Raw genomic sequence first — 17,541 nt, 5'->3', positions numbered from 1 at the left:
TGGGGGCGGGGGGGGGGGCGCCCCGGCGGGGCCCCCCCCCCGCGGGGGGGGGCGGGCCCCCCCCCGGGGGGGGGGGGGGGGCCCCCCCCCGGGGGCCCCCCCCCCCCCCCCCCCCCGACGGTAGGTCCCAAGCGGGCCCGGAGCCACCCGAAGCCCGCCGACGCCCGCGCGGGGTGGACCGGCCTCCTCAGTTCCCACCGGACCGGGCCGGACTCCCCTTCTCCGCCTCGCCGGCCACCCCGGCAGGCCCCGCCGCCCCGGCCTCCCCCGCCGCCGAGGCCTCCGGTCGGGCCGGCGTCACCACCAGCCCGCCGTCCTCCACCGAAGCGATCAGGGTGTCGCCCGGCTGCACACTGCCGTCCAGCAGCAGGTTGGAGACCCGGTTGTCCAGCTCGGACTGGATGGTCCGCCGCAGCGGACGCGCCCCGAACTCCGGCTGGTAACCCCGGTTGACCAGCCACTCCTTGGCCCCCTCGGTCACCTCCAGCCCCACGTCCTGCGCCTTCAGCCGGCGCCGGCTGCGCTCCAGCAGCAGGTCGACCACCGAGAGCAGGTCCTTGCGGGTGAGCCCGTGGAAGACGATCACCTCGTCGATCCGGTTGAGGAACTCCGGCCGGAACTGCCCGCGCAGATCCCGCATCAGGTCCTCGCGGATCTCGTCCACGTTGCCCGCGTGGTCCAGGATCCGCTGCGAGCCGATGTTGCTGGTCATGATGACCACGGTGTTGCGGAAGTCGACCGTGCGCCCCTGGGCGTCCGTCAGCCGCCCGTCGTCCAGCACCTGGAGCAGCAGGTTGAAGACGTCCGGGTGGGCCTTCTCCACCTCGTCGAAGAGCAGCACGCTGTACGGCTTGCGGCGGACCGCCTCGGTGAGCTGGCCCGCCTCCTCGTAGCCGACGTACCCGGGCGGGGAGCCGACCAGCCGGGAGACGGTGTGCTTCTCCTGGAACTCGCTCATGTCGAAGCGGATCATCCGGTCCGGGTCGCCGAACAGCAGCGCGGCCAGCGCCTTCGCCAGCTCGGTCTTGCCGACGCCGGTCGGCCCGAGGAACAGGAAGGAGCCGGTCGGCCGCTCCGGGTCGCCCATCCCGGCCCGGCCGCGCCGCACCGCCTGGGCGACGGCCGTGACCGCCTGGTCCTGGCCGATCACCTTCTGGTGCAGGTGCTCCTCCAGCCTCAGCAGCCGCTCGCGCTCGGTCGCGTTGAGCTCGGCGACCGGGATGCCGGTGCGGCCCGACAGCACCTGGGCGATGTCCTGCGCGGTGACCGCGACGACCTCCTCGCGCGACCCGGCCATCGCGGCCAGCTCGTCCTCGGTCTGGCGCAGCTCGGTCTTCAGGTTCGCGGCCCGCACGAACTCCTCGTCCGCGACGGCCTCGTCCAGCTCCCGGCGCAGCTTGGTGACCCGGTCCTGCACCGGCATCACCTCGGTGGAGCCGCTCAGGCTGCGCAGCCGGACCCGCGCACCGGCCTGGTCGAGCAGGTCGATCGCCTTGTCCGGCAGGAAGCGGTCGCTGACGTACCGGTCGGAGAGCGTGGCGGCCGCGTCCAGCGCCTCGTCGGTGAACCGCACCTGGTGGTGCGCCTCGTACGCGTCCCGCAGCCCGTGCAGGATCTCGACCGTCTCCTCGACGCCCGGCTCGGGCACCAGCACCGGCTGGAAGCGGCGCTCCAGCGCGGCGTCCTTCTCCACGTGCCTGCGGTACTCGTCCAGGGTGGTCGCGCCGACCACGCTCAGCTCGCCGCGGGCCAGTGCGGGCTTGAGGATGTTGCCCGCGTCCATCGAACCCTCGCCGCCACCGCCCGCGCCGACCACGGTGTGCAGCTCGTCCAGGAAGAGGATCACGCTCTTGTCGGCCGCCGTGACCTCGTCGATCACGGACTTCAGACGCTCCTCGAACTCGCCCCGGTACTTGGAGCCCGCCACCAGCGCGGTGAGGTCGAGGGCGACCACCCGCTTCTCCTTGAGGCTCTGCGGGACGTCCCCGGAGACGATCCGCTGCGCCAGGCCCTCCACGATCGCGGTCTTGCCGACACCCGGCTCGCCGATCAGGACGGGGTTGTTCTTGGTGCGGCGGGAGAGGATCTCGACGGTCTGCTCGATCTCCTCCGCGCGGCCGACCACCGGGTCCAGCCGGCCCGCCCGGGCGTCCTCGGTGAGGTCGCGGCCGTACTCGTCCAGGGTGGGCGTCGAGCTCGGCCGGGTACCCGCGCCGCTGCGCTCACCGCCGGTGCCACGCCCCACCAGCGCCGTCCGCAGCGCCTCCGGCGAGGGCGCCGCGTTGCGCAGGGCCGATCCCGCGCCCGAGCGCTCCTCGTCCAGCAGTGCGCCGAGGATGTGCTCCGGCCCGATGTACGAGGCTCCGGCCGCCTGCGAACGGGCGTGCGCGGCAAGCAGTGCGCGCTTGGCGGACGGGGTGAGCGAGGGGCGCCCGTCCGGGGCCGCCGCGTCGCCGGTCGGCAGGGCCTTGGCCAGGTCCTCGGCGAGCCCGTCCGGGTCGATCCCGGCGCGCTCCAGCATCCGGCGGGACGGCTCCACCCGGGTGGCGGCCCAGGCCAGGTGCGCGGTGTCCAGGTCGCTGCCCCCGTCCTCGGCGGCCCGCTGCGCGGCCAGCGCCAGCAGCTCCTGCGAGGACTCGCTCAGCAGCCGCCCGATCGGCACCCGCTGCACGGCGGGCGGGGAGGCCATCGGACTCATCCCGAAGAAGCGGCTGAGCAGATCCGAGAACGGATCGTTCGATCCGAACGGGGGCATCGTCACGGTGGATCACCTCTCCCAGGCGGTTTGGGCCCACACAAACACAGCCTGCAGCGGGCCGCCTGTCGGGACGGACCCCGCCCGGGGAACGTCGGACACACCCAGGCCCTGGGCCCTCTCTTTCGGGTCACGCCGGGTGGGCGGCGTGATCCGGAAGAGCGGACCTAGAGCAGGAAGCCCGCCGGGAACGGGTCGTCCGGGTCGAGAAAGAACTGCGCAGTGCCGGTGAGCCAGGCGCGGCCGGTGATCGAGGGGATGACGGCGGGCCGCCCCGCCACCGCCGTCTCCTCCAGGACCGCGGCGGTGAAGCGGCTGCCGATGAAGGACTCGTTGACCAGGACGTCGCCGACGCCCGCCTCGCCACGGGCGTGCAGCTGGGCGATCCGGGCGCTCGTCCCGGTTCCACACGGGGAGCGGTCGAACCAGCCGGGGTGGATCGCCATCGCGTGCCGCGAGTGGCGGGCGGTCGACCCCGGCGCGAGGAACTGGACGTGGTGGCAGCCGGCGATCTCGGGCGCCTCCGGATGGACCGGGCGCACCTGCTCGTTGACGGCCTCCATGATCGCCAGTCCGGCGGTCAGGATGTCCGCTCCCGCCCGCCGGTCGAAGGGCAGGCCCACCTGGTCCAGCGGCAGGACGGCGTAGAAGTTGCCGCCGTAGGCGAGGTCCATCCGCAGCGGGCCGTACCCCGGCACCTCGACGAGGGCGTCCAGCCGGTCCACGAACGAGGGGACGTTGCGCAGCGTCACACTGCGGGCGCTGCCGTCCTCGACCTCGACCTCCGCCACGACGAGCCCGGCCGGGGTGTCCAGGCGGATCACCGTGCGGGGCTCGGTGACGGGCACCATGCCGGTCTCGACCAGGACGGTCGCCACGCCCATGGTGCCGTGGCCGCACATCGGCAGGCAGCCGGAGACCTCGATGAAGAGCACGCCCCAGTCCGCGTCCGGGCGGGTCGGCGGCTGCAGGATCGCGCCGCTCATCGCGGAGTGGCCGCGCGGCTCGTACATCAGCAGGGTGCGCAGGTGGTCGAGGTGGTCCAGGAAGTAGCGGCGGCGCTCGGCCATGGTGGCGCCGGGGATCGTGCCGACGCCGCCGGTCACCACCCGGGTGGGCATGCCCTCGGTGTGGGATTCGACGGTGTGCAGGACGAGCCGGCTGCGCATGGGGGTTCTCCGGTGGTGCGGGGTCGGGCGCCCGGCCGGGGCGGCGGGTGGCGGTCGCGGCCGGCGGTCAGTTGTAGGCGCGGGCCTGGAGTTCGAACAGTTCGCGGTACGGGCCGTGCTGCTCCATCAGCTCGGTGTGGCCGCCCGACTCGCGGACCGCGCCGTCCTCCAGCACCACGATCAGGTCGGCCTGACGGACGGTCGAGAAGCGGTGCGAGGTGAACAGCACGATCGCGCCGTGCTCGCGCGCGGCCAGCTCGGCCGTGTGGTCGAAGCGGCGGAAGAGCGCGTGCTCGGCCGCCGCGTCGAGCGCGGCGGCGGGCTCGTCCAGCACCAGCAGCAGGGGATCGCGGCGGATCAGGCAGCGGGCGAGGCCCAGCGACTGCCACTGCCCGCCGGAGAGTTCGGCGCCGTCGCCGTAGGCGCGGCCCAACAGGCCGTTCAGGCCGTCGGGAACGGCGGCGAGCGCGCGGTCGGCGCCCGCCGAGGAGATCGCGGCCAGGACGGCCGCGTCCTCGGCCATCAGGTCGGCGGCGCCGACCCCGACGCTCTCCCGGAGCAGCAGTTCCAGCCGGGCGAAGTCCTGGAAGAGCGGGGCGACCTTGGCGCTCCACTCGGCGGGTGACAGCTCGTGCAGGTCCGTCCCGTCCACCAGGATCCGGCCCTCGGTCGGCCGGTAGAGGCCGCAGAGCAGCTTGACCAGGGTGCTCTTGCCCGCCCCGTTCTCGCCGACCAGGGCGACGGTGGCCCCGGCCGGGATCAGCAGGTCGATGCCGCGCAGGGCCGGGCGGTCGCTGCCCGGGTAGCCGAACCCGACGCCCTCCAGCCGGATGCCCCGCTCCAGTCGGGCGGGGGCCGGCAGGGCCGGGCCCGGACGGGCGGGGGCGGCCTCGGCGTCCCCCTCCTCCGACCAGCTCCGCAGCCGGTCCAGCCGCTCGGCGGTGCGGCCCGCCCCCTGGAGGACGCCGAACAGCCCGACCACCCCGGAGACCTGCACCGCCACCTGCACCGCGAGGGCGATCACCAGCACCAGGTCCCCGACGGCGGACGTACCGGTGGCCGCCTGGGCGACCACGGTCAGGACGGCGCCTCCGTAGGCGAGCGCGAAGCAGAGCTGCCCGGCGGCCCGCAGCGCGGCCGCCCGGGCCTCGGCGCGGGCCAGGGTACGGGAGACCGACCGCCAGTTCGCGGTGTAGTGCCGGACCAGCTCCCGGCCCCCGCCCAGCAGCCGCAGCTCCATCACCGGCTGCGCGGTGGTGGCCAGCGCCAGGAGGTGCTGGCCCAGCCGGGTGCGCTCGGCCGACGCCTCGCGCGCGGCGTCCGACAGCTCCTGCGCGCGGCGGCCGAGCCGGACGGGGAGGACCGCGGCCAACGGCAGCAGCGCCAGCCAGGCGTTGACGGAGCCGAGCAGCACCGTGGTGACGACGGTCTGCAGTGCCAGTCCGAGGAACTGCAGCAGCGCCTCCAGAGCGGCCCGGACCCGGGCGAGTTCGTCCCGCACCAGCGTCACCGTGTCGGCGAACCGGGGCCGGTCGGCGTGGGCGAGCCCGGGAACCCCGTTGGACACCGCGCACAGCTCGCGGTGCAGCCGGGCCTCCAGCTGCTCGCCGAGCTCGAAGTAGGAGAGGTGCGCGAAGTGGCCGAGCATCAGCTCGGCCAGCAGCAGCCCCGCGGCGGCCAGGGCGGCGACCGTGGCGGCGCCGCCGTGGCCGGCGAGGGACTCGTCGGTGAGGCGGCGCAGTGCCACCGCGATGCCGGGGGTGGCGAGGTATCCGAGCAGCAGGAGGACGGCCGACACCACCAGTCGGCGACGGCCGTGTCGAAGGGCGAGTCCGCCCAGCAGCCGGGCGGCGCGCAGCATCAGGCTCATCGGGCGGACTCCAGGGTCGGCGGTGCGGTTTCCCCGGTCCCGGCCTCGGGACCGGGCCCGGCCTCGTCCTCGGGACCGGTCCCGGCCTCGTCCGCGGGCCCGGGCACGGACTCGGCCTCGGTCCCGGGCGCGGTCCCGGCCTCGTCCTCGGCCTCGCCGAAGCGGGCGGCCTGGAGCCGGAAGAGCCGGGCGTACTCGCCGTCCCGGGCCAGCAGTTCCCGGTGGGTGCCGCGCTCGGCGACCCGGCCGCCGTCCAGCACGACGATGTGGTCCGCCCGTCGCACGGTGGAGAAGCGGTGCGAGATGACGACGCTGGTCAGGCCCTCGGTGAGGGCCAGGAAGCGGTCGAAGAACTCGCTCTCGGCGCGTACGTCGAGCTGGGCGGTGGGCTCGTCCAGGACGAGCACCCGGGCGCCCGCCTCGACGGCGTAGAACGCCCGGGCCAGCGCGATGCGCTGCCACTGGCCGCCGGAGAGGTCCTGCCCGCCCGTGTAGCGCTGGGAGAGCACGGTGTCCAGGCCCTGCGGGAGGCCTTCGATCAGCGCCCGGGCGTCCGCGCGGTCGATCGCGGCGTCCAGCGCTGCGGCCAGGGCGGCGGCCGACAGCCCCTCGGCGAGGTGGGGCGCGCCCATGGTGATGTTCCGACGCGCGGTCAGTTCGTAGCGGATGTAGTCCTGGAAGATCACCGCGAGCCGGCTCTGCCAGGCGTCGGCGGCGATCGTCCGCAGGTCCACGCCGTCGACGGTGACCCGGCCGGAGTCCGGCTCGTAGAGCTTGGTGAGCAGTTTGACCAGGGTGGTCTTGCCCGCGCCGTTGAGGCCCACGATGGCGGTGGACCGGCCGGCCGGGAGGTCGAGGTCGAGGCCGTCGAGGACGGTGCGGCCGCTGCGCGGGTAGCCGAATCCGACCTTCTCGAAGCGGATGGCGGCCGTCGGCCCGGCGGCGGGTTCCACCGCCGCCCTCCCCTCGGGGACCGGTGCGGCGGACCGCGCGGTGGCCGACCCGGTCTGCCGCTCGAAGTCGCGGAGCGCGTGGAAGGCCTGGAGCCCGAACTGGGTCTGGGCGTCGCTGTCGGGGAAGTAGACGCCGAAGCGCATCGGCACCAGGGCGGTCTGGAGGGCCAGCGCGAGTCCGAACAGCCCCAGCTCGCCGTCGAGGGCCTGCCGGACCACGGCCAGCAGCAGCACGACCGCGCCTGCCAGCCCGGCGGCGGTGAACCAGAGGAACGGGGCGAACAGCAGCCGCCGCCGGGCCTTCCAGAGCGTTCGCAGGAAGCGGTCGCTCCGCGCGTCGTGCCGGGCGGCCAGCCAGTCGAAGATGCCCAGGATGCGGATCTCCTTGGCCGCCGACGGGCCCGATCCGAGCTCCCGCAGGTAGGCCAGCTCCCGCCGCCGGGCACCGAGGCCGCGCCACATGTCGGCGAACCGGGCGAGCGAGCCGCGCTGGCCGAACCGGACCAGCAGGGCGGTCGCCCCGGCGGCCAGCGCCGGCCAGGGGCCCAGCACGAACGCCAGCAGCACCACGGCGCCCGCCAGTTGGCCGTACCGCGCGACGAGGGCCAGCAGGCCTGCGACCGCGTCGCCGGGGGTCAGCGTGGTGCGCTGGAAGGCCTCGCGGGCGTTCCCGAGCAGGGTGAGGACGGCCGGATCCTCCAGCGCGGCGACGTCCGCCCCGGCCAGCGAGGCGGACATCATCCGCCCGGCGCAGTGGACGTCGACCCGGCGGACGACCACCCTGGCCAGGTACTGCTGGAAGGGGGCGAGGAGCTGCTGGAGCACGAGCGCCGCGACCCCCAGCGCGAACGGGGTGAGCAGGCCGCTCCAGTCCCGGTCGGACGGGTCGAGCGCGGCGGGCACCCGGGAGATCACCTCGGCCATGCCGACCACGAAGCCCAGCGGCAGCAGCCCGAGCACCAGGTTGAACAGCGCCGTCGCGGCGACCGTCGCCCGGCCGGCGGCCGGCATCAGCCCCAGGATGGGCAGCCACTGCCCGGTGCGGCGCGCCAGGAACGCGCGCAACGGGGTGGCGGTTGCTTCGGGCACAGGAGCCCCTTCGTGGTCGGGCGGGTCGGCGGGCCTGCGGTGCGGAGGGCCTGTCGGGTCGGCGGGCCTGCGGTGCGGAGGGCCTGTCGGGTCGGCGGGCCTGCGGGGCCGAAGGCCGGGACCCCGCCATCCGCCGGGCCGTCCGAACCGCGGCCGGCGGATGGCGGTCTGCGAGGGGTTCGGCCACGACGCCTTCCGGCCCGAACGGCGCCGCGCCGGTCCCCCCGGTCCCGCCCGGGGTCCGGGTCGGCCCCCAGAGGCCGCGGGGCGGGGGTGGGCATCGCTTCAGGGGCCCGCGGTACGGGCGGTGCGGCGTCGGCCGGCCGCTCACCCGGGGTCGGGGGGATCGCCGGACGGCAGCACCGAGCCACGGACGCTAGCAGCGCGCCGACGAGGTTGTCCAGACCAGTCAGAGGCCCCGTCGAACGCCCCGACCAGGCCGTTCGCCACCTCAGTTCCGGTTCATCAGATGGCAGTTGAAAGATCGAAAGGCTTTGACCTATGTTTCCCAGCGCCGACCGACCAGGCGTCGGCCGACGGCCCGACCGACAGTCGGCGCGACGGTCGGCGCGACCGACGACGGACCCCAGGAGGCCCCGCGTGACCATCCCGGCCGAGGGCCCATCCCCGGCGCGGATCATCGCTCCGCTGCTCCGTATTCCGCATTCCCAGCGGGTCTTCCGACTGCCGCCGTCCGCACTGAAGCGGAGCTACGGAATGACCGGGGAGATCGTCGACCAGCTCGTCGGTCTCGGCCTGCCGCACCTGGCCACCCCCGAGGGCCCGCTCTTCGACGAGGACGACATCGCCTCGGTGTCGCTCTACCTCCGGCTGCCCTCCGCCAGGCGCGGCGTGATGACCTACTGGGTCCGCGCGCTGCGCCGCCTCGGCACGGCCGGGGCACCGCCCGTCCACCGGGTCGACGTCGCCGCCGGCTGCCCCGATCCCGGGCACGAGGGCGCGTGCCGGTACACGCTCGCGCTCGGCGACGGCCCGCCGCGCGCCCAGGACGCCCGCCGGGACGCCACCGGGCCGCTGGCCTCCCTGGCCGTCCGGGCGGCGGGCCGGCCCCGGGAGCTCCCCGCCGCGGTCCGCGAGGTGCTGCGCGTCTTCCAGGACATCGACTACTACCTGCTGCCCGGGACGGCCGCCGCCGAGCCGGGACTCATGCAGCGCACCGGGATCGGCGACTGCATCCTGATGGCCCGGGCACTGGTGGACGAGGCGCTCGGCCGGGGCATGGACGCCCGCGTCGCGTCCGGGCTCATCGTCGCCGTCCCGTTCTCCTCCGCCCACACCTGGGCGGAGTTCCAGGTGGCCGGCGAGTGGCTGCCGGTCGACCCGCTGCTGCCCAAGGCGCTCTCCGCCTGGGGGGTGCCGGGCGCCGCCGACTGGCCGCCGACGCTGTCCCCGGTCGGCCTGTTCCACCGGCTCGGCGGGCAGCCCCGTCAGCTGGTCACCCACGGCGGGGAGCCCTGCGGGTTCTCGCTGCGCACCAGGGAGGAAGCCGCTTGAGGCAGCTTCACGAGGTGCTCGCCCGGCAGGCCGCGGCGACGCCCGCGGCCCCCGCCGTGGAGGCCGCCGACGGCGGGTACAGCTACCGCGAACTGCTGCTGGCCGCCGAATCCGTGGCGGACCTGCTGGCCCGGAACGGCGTGGCGCAGGGCGACCGCGTCCTGCTGCACGGCGCCAACTCCCGCGCCCTCGCGGCCGCCGTCTACGGCTGCTCCCGGGCCGGCGCCGTGTTCGTACCGCTGCACCCGGGCATCCGGCCGGCCCAGCTGGCGCACATCGCCCAGGACTGCACCCCCGTGCTCGCCCTGGTCGATCCGGAGCTGTCAGCGGCCCACCGCGGCTCCGGGGTGCCCGTCCTCGCACTGGGCACGCCGGCGGCGCCGCCCGGAGCGGCCGCCCGGTCCGGCCCGCCGGAGCCCCGGTACGACCCGGACCGCCCGGCCGCGCTGATCTACACCTCGGGGAGCACCGGTGCGCCCAAGGCCGTGGTGTCCCCGCACGCCCCGATGCTGTTCGCCGCGCGGGCGATCGCCGAACGGCTCGGCTACCGCGGCGACGACACCGTGTTCTGCGCACTGCCGTTCTCGTTCGACTACGGGCTCTACCAGTTGCTGCTGTCGACCCTGGCGGGCGCCCGGCTGGTGCTCCCGCCGCCCTCGGACACCGGGCCGCGCCTGCTGAAGGCGCTCACCGCCTGCGGCGCCACCGTCCTGCCGCTGGTGCCCAGCATGGCCGCCGCCCTGGTGCAGCTGGTCGGCCGGGCGGGGCTGCCGCCGGACCGGGTGCGCCTGGTGACCAGCACCGGCGCCGCCTTCACCGAACCGCTGGCCGACGCCCTGCGGCGGGCCCTGCCCGACGCCGGGCTCGCCCTGATGTACGGCCTGACCGAGTGCAAGCGGGTCTCGATCCTGACGCCCGGCGAGCTCGACCTGCGGCCGGGTTCGGTCGGCCGTCCGCTCACCGGGACGGGCTGCCTGGTGGTGGACGCCGGGGGCCGTGCGGCGGCGCCCGGCGAGGAGGGGGAGATCGTGGTCCGCGGACCGCACCTGATGGCCGGCTACTGGCGCGCGCCGGAGCTGACGGCCGCCCGGTTCCACACCGGGCCGGACGGCACGGCCGAGCTGCACACCGGCGACTTCGGCTGGATGGACGCGGACGGCTACCTCTACGTGAAGGGCCGCACCGACGACATCTACAAGCAGAACGGGTTCCGGGTCGGCGCGATCGAGGTCGAGCGGTCCGCGCTGGCCGTCCCCGGCGTCGCCCAGGCGGCCGTCCTCCCCCCGTCGGACACCAGGCCGGCCTGTCTGTTCCTGGTGACCGACCGCACCCTGGCGGAGTTCGTCCACGGCCTGGGCGACCACCTGGAGCAGTACAAGGTGCCGCCGCTGATCCGCATCGTGGCCGGGCTGCCGCTCACCGCGCACGGAAAGGTCGACCGCGGGCGGCTGGCCGCCCTGCTGGACGGCGGCCCGTGACCGGGCGCCGGCCGCCACCCGGTCCGTCCCGACGTGCCAACTTTCCTTGATCGATGAGCCGTTGCCCCCGGTCGCGGCTGAGGATATGGTCCTTCCCGGCCGCGACTGGCGAACAGTGGAGCACCACAGGGGAGCGGCCCCCACACGGAGCCGACGTCGATCGCCTGGGCGTCTTCCCCAGTTGTCCCGTCATCTGAGGAGACCCACGTGGACATGCGCTACGGCATCAACCCCCAGCAGGCGGCGGCGCGGGCCGTCCCGGTGAACCCCGACCGCCTGCCGCTGCGGGTCCTGCAGGGCTCGCCCTCGTACATCAACCTGCTGGACGCCCTCAACTCCTGGCAGCTGGTACGCGAGGCCGCCGGCACCCTCGACCGGCCGGCCGCCGCCTCCTTCAAGCACGTCTCCCCGGCCGGCGCCGCGCTGGCGGGCGGGATCGACGAGGCGACCGCCCGGCTGTACGGCGTGGACGCCGACTCGGTGGGCGAGCTCACCAGCGCCTACCTCCGGGCCAGGGACGCCGACCCCAAGTCCTCCTACGGCGACTTCGTGGCCGTCTCCCACGAGGTGGACGTCGAACTGGCCGAACTGCTCGCCAGGGTCGTCTCGGACGGCATCGTCGCCCCCGGCTACGCCCCGGGCGCGACGGAGATCCTGGCGAAGAAGAAGAACGGCCGCTTCCTGGTGATGGAGGCGGACCCGGCCTTCGAACCCCCGGAGCAGGAGAACCGCGACGTCTTCGGCCTGCGCCTCACCCAGGACCGCGACACGACCGCGCTCACCCCCGACCTGCTGGCGGACGTCCACGTCGGCACCCTGCCCGAGGAGGCCAGGACCGACCTGCTGCTCGGCCTCGCGGTGCTGCGCTACACCCAGTCCAACTCGGTCTGCTACGTGCGGGACGGCATGGCCCTGGGCATCGGGGCGGGCCAGCAGTCGCGGGTGGACTGCACCCGTCTCGCGGGCGCCAAGGTGGACACCTGGTGGCTGCGCCGGCACCCGCTCGTGCAGGGCCTCGCGTTCCGGCCCGAGGTCCGCCGCCAGGACCGGGTGAACTGGCAGATCCGCTTCATCGAGGGCGATCTGACGGCGGACGAGCGCGCGCGCTTCCACGAGGCGGTCGAGACGGAGCCCGGTGGGCTCGGCGCGGCCGAGCGGGCCGACTGGCTCGCCCGGCTGAGCGGCGTGTCCTTCGTCTCGGACGGCTCGCTGCCGTTCCGCGACAACGTCGACCACGCCCGCCGGCACGGGGTCACCAGCATCGCCGAGCCCGGCGGGTCCATCCGGTCCGGCGAGGTCGAGGACGCCTGCCGGGAGCACGGCATCGCCCTGGCCAGGACCGGCCTGCGGCTGTTCCACCACTGATCCGACCGGCCACGCCACCGGGGCGCCGCGCACTTCCGCGCGGCGCCCCGGTGGCGTTTCGGGACGGGACCGACCGGCCTCCCCGAAGCCTGACGCCGATGGCAAACCCCCTGGTTCCAGCGCGAGTTGGCGCGTCGGTGGACGCCCACCGGCCTGTACTTGAACAGCCGATCCGATTACCTTGATCAAATGGGCGGTGGCCGTTGCCCCACGAGGCCGGCCACCCCCTCGCGGCCCGCCCAGGGCCTGCACCCGACGCGCCGCGTCCGGGCCGCCCCACCGGACGGCGGGACATCCCCGCCCCCCGGTGACGCCACACCGTGACCCGCCCGCCGGTTCCCACCGGTCGGCCGATCGCGCCCATCCGCCTGCCCGCGCAGTCGCCCATCCCCGGAGAGACCCGTGACCGCCACCGCCCCCACCGACCCCGCCGCGCCGGCCGTACCGGCCGCCTGGCAGCAGCAGGACAACGCCCTGGTTCGGGTCTTCGAACCGTCGACCTTCCCCGAACTCCTCGCCACGGTAAGCCGTGTGGAGCAGGTTGCGGAGGCCGCCAACCACCACCCCGACATCGAGATCCGCTGGCGCCCGCCGGTCCGCACCCCGCAGGACGACCCCGCCGTGAAGCTGCCGGCCGTGCTCTCGCTCACCTTCCGCTGCAACACCCACACCCTCGGCGCGGTCACCGCGGCGGACGCGGCCCTGGCCGCGTCCATCGAGACCGCCCTGACCCCCGCCGGCTGAGCCCCGCCGACCGAGCCCGAGAGGAGAACGCACCGTGTCCGCAGGAACCACCACCACCGTCGGCCCCCTGGACATCCACTGGGGGAGCCGCACGTACATCCTGGCCATCATCAACGCCACCCCCGACTCCTTCAGCGGCGACGGCGTCTACGCCACCCCGGCCGCCGAGGCCCAGGCGATCAGGATCGCGGCCAGGGCGCTGGCCGACGGCGCCGACGTGGTCGACATCGGCGGCGTGCCCACCTTCCCCGGAGCCGCCCCGGTGCCGTGGGAGGAGGAGCGCGCCCGGGTCGCCCCGATCGTGCGGGCCGTCAGCGCCGAGGTCCCGGTCGCCGTCTCCGTCGACACCTGCCAGGCCAGGGTCGCCGAGGCCGCCCTCGACGCCGGCGCCCACATGATCAACAGCTGCTGGGGGCTGCGCACCACCGACGGCGGCTGGAACGCCGACCTCGCCAAGGTGGTGGCCGAGCGGGAGGTCCCGCTCGTCCTGACCCACAACCGCAGGTCGGTCGCCGTCACCGGGCCCAACGGCGGCTACTGGCTGGACGCCGGCTACCGGGACGTGCTCGCCGAGGTGATGGCCGACCTGCGCGAGCAGCTCGCCTACGCCCAGGAACAGGGCATCGCCGCCGACCGGCTGATCGCCGACTTCGGCCTCGGCATGGGCAAGGCACCCGCGCAGAACCTCGTGCTCTTCCGGAACCTCGCCGCCATGCGCGAACTCGGCGCCCCGGCCCTGCTGTCGCACTCGCGGAAGAACTTCATCGGCGAGGTCGTCGGCGGCACCCCGGCCGAGCGCGACGGCGCCACCGTCGCCACCACCGGCCTCGGCATCGCCGCCGGGGTCGACATGCTGCGCATCCACAACGTGCCGCTGAACAAGCAGGCCGCCCTCATGTGCGACCGGCTGCTGCGCGCGCAGCCCACCCCCGCGGGCTGAGCACCCGCCACGTCCGGGCCGCCAGGCCCCCTGCCCCGAGAGGAACCCATGCCTGTCGCTGGAACAGCCGAACCGACGGTCATCCCGGCCGTCCCCGAGCAGCACATCCACGTCGCCCGGGGCGGCGCCGCCCCCGACCTGGCAGCGGCGGAGGAGGCCGCCGGGCACTTCCTCGCCGCCCTCGGCGTGCCGACCGACTCGGAGAGCCTGCGCAACACCCCGCGCCGGATGGCGAAGGCGTACGCGGAGCTGTTCTCCCCCCGCCCGTTCGACCTCACCACGTTCCCCAACGACGAGGGCTACGACGAACTGGTCCTGGCCCGGCGCATCCCGCTGCGCTCGGTCTGCGAGCACCACCTGCTGCCGTTCGTCGGCGTCGCCCACGTCGGCTACCTGCCGAAGGACCGGATCCTCGGCCTCTCCAAACTGGCCCGAGTGGTGGAGCACTTCGCGTGCCGCCCGCAGGTCCAGGAGCGGCTCACCAAGCAGATCGCCGACTGGCTCGACACCCGCCTCGCCCCCAAGGGCGTGGGCGTGGTCATCGAGGCGGAGCACACCTGCATGACCCTGCGCGGCGTCCGCGCCGGCGGCACCGACACGGTGACCTCGACCCTGCTCGGCACCCTGCGCGACGACGCGCGGTCGCGCCAGGAGTTCCTGGCACTGACGCAGCACTGACGCAGCACTGACTCAGCACCGCCGCAGCACCGACCATCCGCCGACCGGCCGCAAGCCGCCGCGTCCGGCCCACCACGAGGGGTCCTCACCATGACCACCGCACTGGACTACACGAGCATGTTCCGGCTGGACGGCCGCCGGGCCGTCGTCCTCGGCGCCGGCAGCGGCATCGGCCGGGAGGCCGCCCGGGCGCTGGCCGCCCAGGGGGCGGAGGTGATCTGCGCCGACCTCGACCCGGCCTCGGCCGAGCAGACCGCGAAGGAGGCCGGACCGGCGGCCAGCCCGCTGGAGTTGGACGTCCTGGACCGGTCGGCGCTGACCCGCGCGGCGGAGCGGCTCGGCGACGTCGACGTGCTGGTGCTCACCGCCGGCACGCACGTCCGCAAGCGCCTGCTCGACTACTCCGCCGAGGAGTTCGACCGGGTCGTCACGCTCAACCTCCGGGGGGCCTTCGACGTCATCCGGGCCTTCGGCGGCCCGATGGCGGCCCGGGGAAGCGGCAGCATCATCGGGTTCTCCTCGATGCGCGCGGTGGCCCTCGAACCCGGCCAGGGCGTCTACTCGGCGAGCAAGGCCGGGGTGACCCAGCTGCTGCGGGCCGCGGCGACCGAGTTCGGGCCGAGCGGTGTGCGGGTCAACGCGATCGCCCCCGGAATCGTGGAGACGCCGCTCACCGCGCAGATCATGGCCGAGCCCGACTGGTACCGGGCGTACGCCGAGAAGAGCGTGCTCAACCGCTGGGCCCGCCCGGAGGAACTCGCCGGCGCCGTGGTCTACCTCGCCTCGGACGCGTCGACCTTCGTCACCGGCGCGGTGCTCGCGGTCGACGGCGGGTGGACCGCCGCCGACGGGCGCTTCGAACCGCCGTCCAAGTGACCGGACCGAGGTCCGGCCGTACCGAGCTCCAGGAGAACCCATGGACGTCGTCCCGGGCGCGAACAGCGCCGAACCCGAGGTCGAGGCACTGGCCGGCCTGGTGCCCCTGCTGCGCCGGCACGCCGCCGAGACCGAGCGGCACCGCCGCCTCGTCCCCGCCGTGGTGGACGCCCTCACCACGGCGGGGCTGTTCGGCCTGGCCGTCCCCGAGCGCCACGGCGGGCGGCAGGCCGGCCTCCCCACCCAGGTGCGGGCGCTCGCCGAGCTGGGCCGGGGGTGCGCCTCCACGTCCTGGACGGCGTCCATCTACCTCACCGGCGGCTGGTTGACCGGCCTGTTCCCCGACCGGGTGGCGGCGGAGGTGTTCGCCGTCCCGGCCGCCCGGATCTCGGTCAGCCTCAGCCCCACCGGCGTCCTGGCGGACGGACCGGGCGGACCCCGGCTGACCGGCCGCTGGGGGTTCAACACCGGTGTGCCGGACGCCCACTGGGACATCCTGGGGGCACTTCGGCAGGCCCCCGACGGCAGCCGCGAACACGTCCTGGTGCTGGTGCCCACCGCCGATCTGTCGGTCCACGACGACTGGTACGCCTCCGGCCTGCAGGGCACCGGGAGCAACACCGTCGAGTGCGCGGACCTGGCCGTGCCGGCCGAGCGGGTGCTGCCCTTCCCGGTCGGTGCGACGCTGCCCGGCGGCGACCCGCAGGCCGCCCCCGCCGCACCCCGGTACGAGGTCTTCCCGCTGTTCTCGACCCTCAACGTCGGCACGCCGCTCGGCATCGCCCGGGCGGCGGCCGAGTTCCTGGTCGAGCGGGCCCCCGGCCGGCAGATCACCTTCAGCCCGTACCCGGACCAGAGCCTCGCCCCGCTGACCCACCGCCAGCTCGGCGAGGTCGGCCTCAAGCTGCGGCTGGCCGGGCTGCTGGCCGACGACCTGGCGGAGCGCACCGAGCGCCTGGGCGCCGCGCACACCGCGCACGCGCTCGCCGAGCGCGCCGCTGCCCGGTCGTCCGCCGCGTACGTCGCCAAGCTCTGCCACGAGGCCGTCGAGATCGTCTGCTCGGCGAGCGGCGCCTCCTCCATCCGGTCCGAGGTACCGGTGCAGCGGATGCGGCGCGACATCCAGGCACTGTGCCTGCACGCGGCGCTCAACCCGGACACCGCGCTGGAGCTCCAGGGCCGGATCGCCCTCGGCCTGGACCCGCAGAGCAACTTCCTCTGACGCCGCTTCCTCTGACGCCGCGCGCCCGACCTTCATCCACCCCGCTCAGGAGGCGGCTTTGACCATCCCGACACCCGCCGCGTCCCCGGACGCCGTCGCCCGGTACCACGAGAACGGCTGGTACCCGGCCGGGTTCGCCCTCGACCGCGACTCGGTGGCCGCCGTCCGCGGCCGGATCACCGAACTCGGCGGCCACCGCCGCCCCGAGGTCGTGCACGAGAAGCAGGGCGGGAGCACCCGGGCCGTCCACGGCTGCCACACCTGGGACGAGCTGTGCGCCGCGCTGGTCCGGCTGCCGGAGCTGGTCGGCCTGGCCGAGTCGCTGCTCGGCGGACCGGTCTACGTCTACCAGTTCAAGGTCAACTTCAAGCAGCCGTACGAGGGCGCCGCATGGCCGTGGCACCAGGACTACGCGTTCTGGCGCGAGGAGGACGGCATGCCCCGGCCCGACGCGGTGAACATCGCCATCGCGCTGGACGACGCGCACGAGGGCAACGGGCCGCTGACCGTGATCCCCCGGTCCCACCGGCTCGGCCTGCTGGACCTGCCCGCGCCGACCGCCCGCTCCGGCGACTGGCGCGACCACGTGTCCGCCGACCTCGCGTACACCGTCTCCCCCGACCTGGCCGCCCGGCTCGGTGCCGAGCACGGCACCGAGCTGCTGGTCGGCCCGGCCGGCACGGTGCACGCCTTCCACCCGAGCATCGTCCACTCCTCGACCGACAACCTCTCGCCCGACCGCAGGGCGCTCCTGCTCATCACCTACAACGCGGTGGCCAACGCCCCGGCCGCGCCGACCAGGCCGGAGTTCCTGGTGGCGCGCGACACCGCCCCCGTGGTGCCCGCGGCCGACGCCCGGCTCACCCTGCGCCGGGCCGGGTGACGGC

General features: G+C 75.0%; 13 protein-coding genes and 1 riboswitch. Of the genes, 9 read left to right on the top strand and 4 right to left on the bottom strand.

Annotated elements, in window-relative coordinates; all coding sequences use genetic code 11:
- Positions 1–187: 187 nt before the first annotated feature.
- The 4 genes from ACGFZP_RS01225 to ACGFZP_RS01210 all read right to left on the bottom strand — a co-directional run bounded on the left by ACGFZP_RS01225 (position 188) and on the right by ACGFZP_RS01210 (position 7,836).
- On the bottom strand, positions 188–2,755 hold the full coding sequence (locus tag ACGFZP_RS01225; RefSeq protein ID WP_392928293.1) for an ATP-dependent Clp protease ATP-binding subunit: 2,568 nt from the start codon (positions 2,753–2,755) through the stop codon (positions 188–190).
- Positions 2,756–2,922: 167 nt separating this feature from the next.
- Positions 2,923–3,924: a proline racemase family protein gene (locus ACGFZP_RS01220; protein ID WP_392927333.1), complete on the bottom strand. Its 1,002-nt coding sequence runs from the start codon at positions 3,922–3,924 to the stop codon at positions 2,923–2,925.
- Positions 3,925–3,991: 67 nt separating this feature from the next.
- On the bottom strand, positions 3,992–5,794 hold the full coding sequence (locus ACGFZP_RS01215; protein ID WP_392927331.1) for an ATP-binding cassette domain-containing protein: 1,803 nt from the start codon (positions 5,792–5,794) through the stop codon (positions 3,992–3,994).
- Positions 5,791–7,836, bottom strand: a complete 2,046-nt coding sequence (locus ACGFZP_RS01210) for an ABC transporter ATP-binding protein (protein ID WP_392927329.1) — start codon at positions 7,834–7,836, stop codon at positions 5,791–5,793. Before ACGFZP_RS01210 ends, ACGFZP_RS01215 begins: the two co-directional genes overlap by 4 nt.
- Before the next feature lie 600 nt (positions 7,837–8,436).
- Between ACGFZP_RS01210 and ACGFZP_RS01205 the strand changes: the two genes are divergently transcribed.
- The 9 genes from ACGFZP_RS01205 (at position 8,437) to ACGFZP_RS01165 (ending at position 17,537) form a co-directional block, all read left to right on the top strand.
- On the top strand, positions 8,437–9,351 hold the full coding sequence (locus tag ACGFZP_RS01205) for a transglutaminase domain-containing protein (RefSeq protein ID WP_392927327.1): 915 nt from the start codon (positions 8,437–8,439) through the stop codon (positions 9,349–9,351).
- Positions 9,348–10,829 (top strand): class I adenylate-forming enzyme family protein, encoded by a 1,482-nt coding sequence (locus tag ACGFZP_RS01200; protein WP_392927324.1) that lies wholly within the window; start codon positions 9,348–9,350, stop codon positions 10,827–10,829. The genes ACGFZP_RS01205 and ACGFZP_RS01200 overlap by 4 nt, the downstream gene beginning before the upstream one ends.
- A gap of 91 nt (positions 10,830–10,920) precedes the next feature.
- Positions 10,921–11,006: riboswitch (ZMP/ZTP riboswitch) on the top strand.
- The gene (locus tag ACGFZP_RS01195) at positions 10,989–12,194 is read left to right on the top strand and encodes a phosphoribosylaminoimidazolecarboxamide formyltransferase (protein WP_392928291.1); all 1,206 of its coding nucleotides are present in this window, start codon (positions 10,989–10,991) and stop codon (positions 12,192–12,194) included. Its footprint overlaps the riboswitch before it by 18 nt.
- 402 nt (positions 12,195–12,596) lie before the next feature.
- Entirely contained in the window at positions 12,597–12,938 is a 342-nt protein-coding gene (locus ACGFZP_RS01190; protein ID WP_392927322.1) for a 4a-hydroxytetrahydrobiopterin dehydratase, read from the top strand.
- Positions 12,939–12,972: 34 nt separating this feature from the next.
- Positions 12,973–13,878, top strand: a complete 906-nt coding sequence (gene folP / locus ACGFZP_RS01185) for a dihydropteroate synthase (RefSeq protein ID WP_392927320.1) — start codon at positions 12,973–12,975, stop codon at positions 13,876–13,878.
- Between the two features lie 48 nt (positions 13,879–13,926).
- Complete coding sequence (gene folE / locus ACGFZP_RS01180; protein ID WP_392927317.1) at positions 13,927–14,556, top strand: GTP cyclohydrolase I FolE; 630 nt, start codon at positions 13,927–13,929, stop codon at positions 14,554–14,556.
- A gap of 90 nt (positions 14,557–14,646) precedes the next feature.
- Positions 14,647–15,432, top strand: a complete 786-nt coding sequence (locus tag ACGFZP_RS01175) for an SDR family NAD(P)-dependent oxidoreductase (RefSeq protein ID WP_392927314.1) — start codon at positions 14,647–14,649, stop codon at positions 15,430–15,432.
- Between the two features lie 40 nt (positions 15,433–15,472).
- Positions 15,473–16,654 (top strand): acyl-CoA dehydrogenase family protein, encoded by a 1,182-nt coding sequence (locus ACGFZP_RS01170; protein WP_392927312.1) that lies wholly within the window; start codon positions 15,473–15,475, stop codon positions 16,652–16,654.
- Positions 16,655–16,712: 58 nt separating this feature from the next.
- Positions 16,713–17,537: a phytanoyl-CoA dioxygenase family protein gene (locus ACGFZP_RS01165; protein ID WP_392927309.1), complete on the top strand. Its 825-nt coding sequence runs from the start codon at positions 16,713–16,715 to the stop codon at positions 17,535–17,537.
- Positions 17,538–17,541 lie beyond the last annotated feature (4 nt).

It is taken from the genome of Kitasatospora sp. NPDC048239 (assembly GCF_043202015.1).
Taxonomy (GTDB): Bacteria; Actinomycetota; Actinomycetes; order Streptomycetales; family Streptomycetaceae; genus Kitasatospora.
The sequence above is the reverse complement of the archived record's forward strand: the minus strand, read 5'-3'. Positions and strand labels throughout refer to the sequence as shown.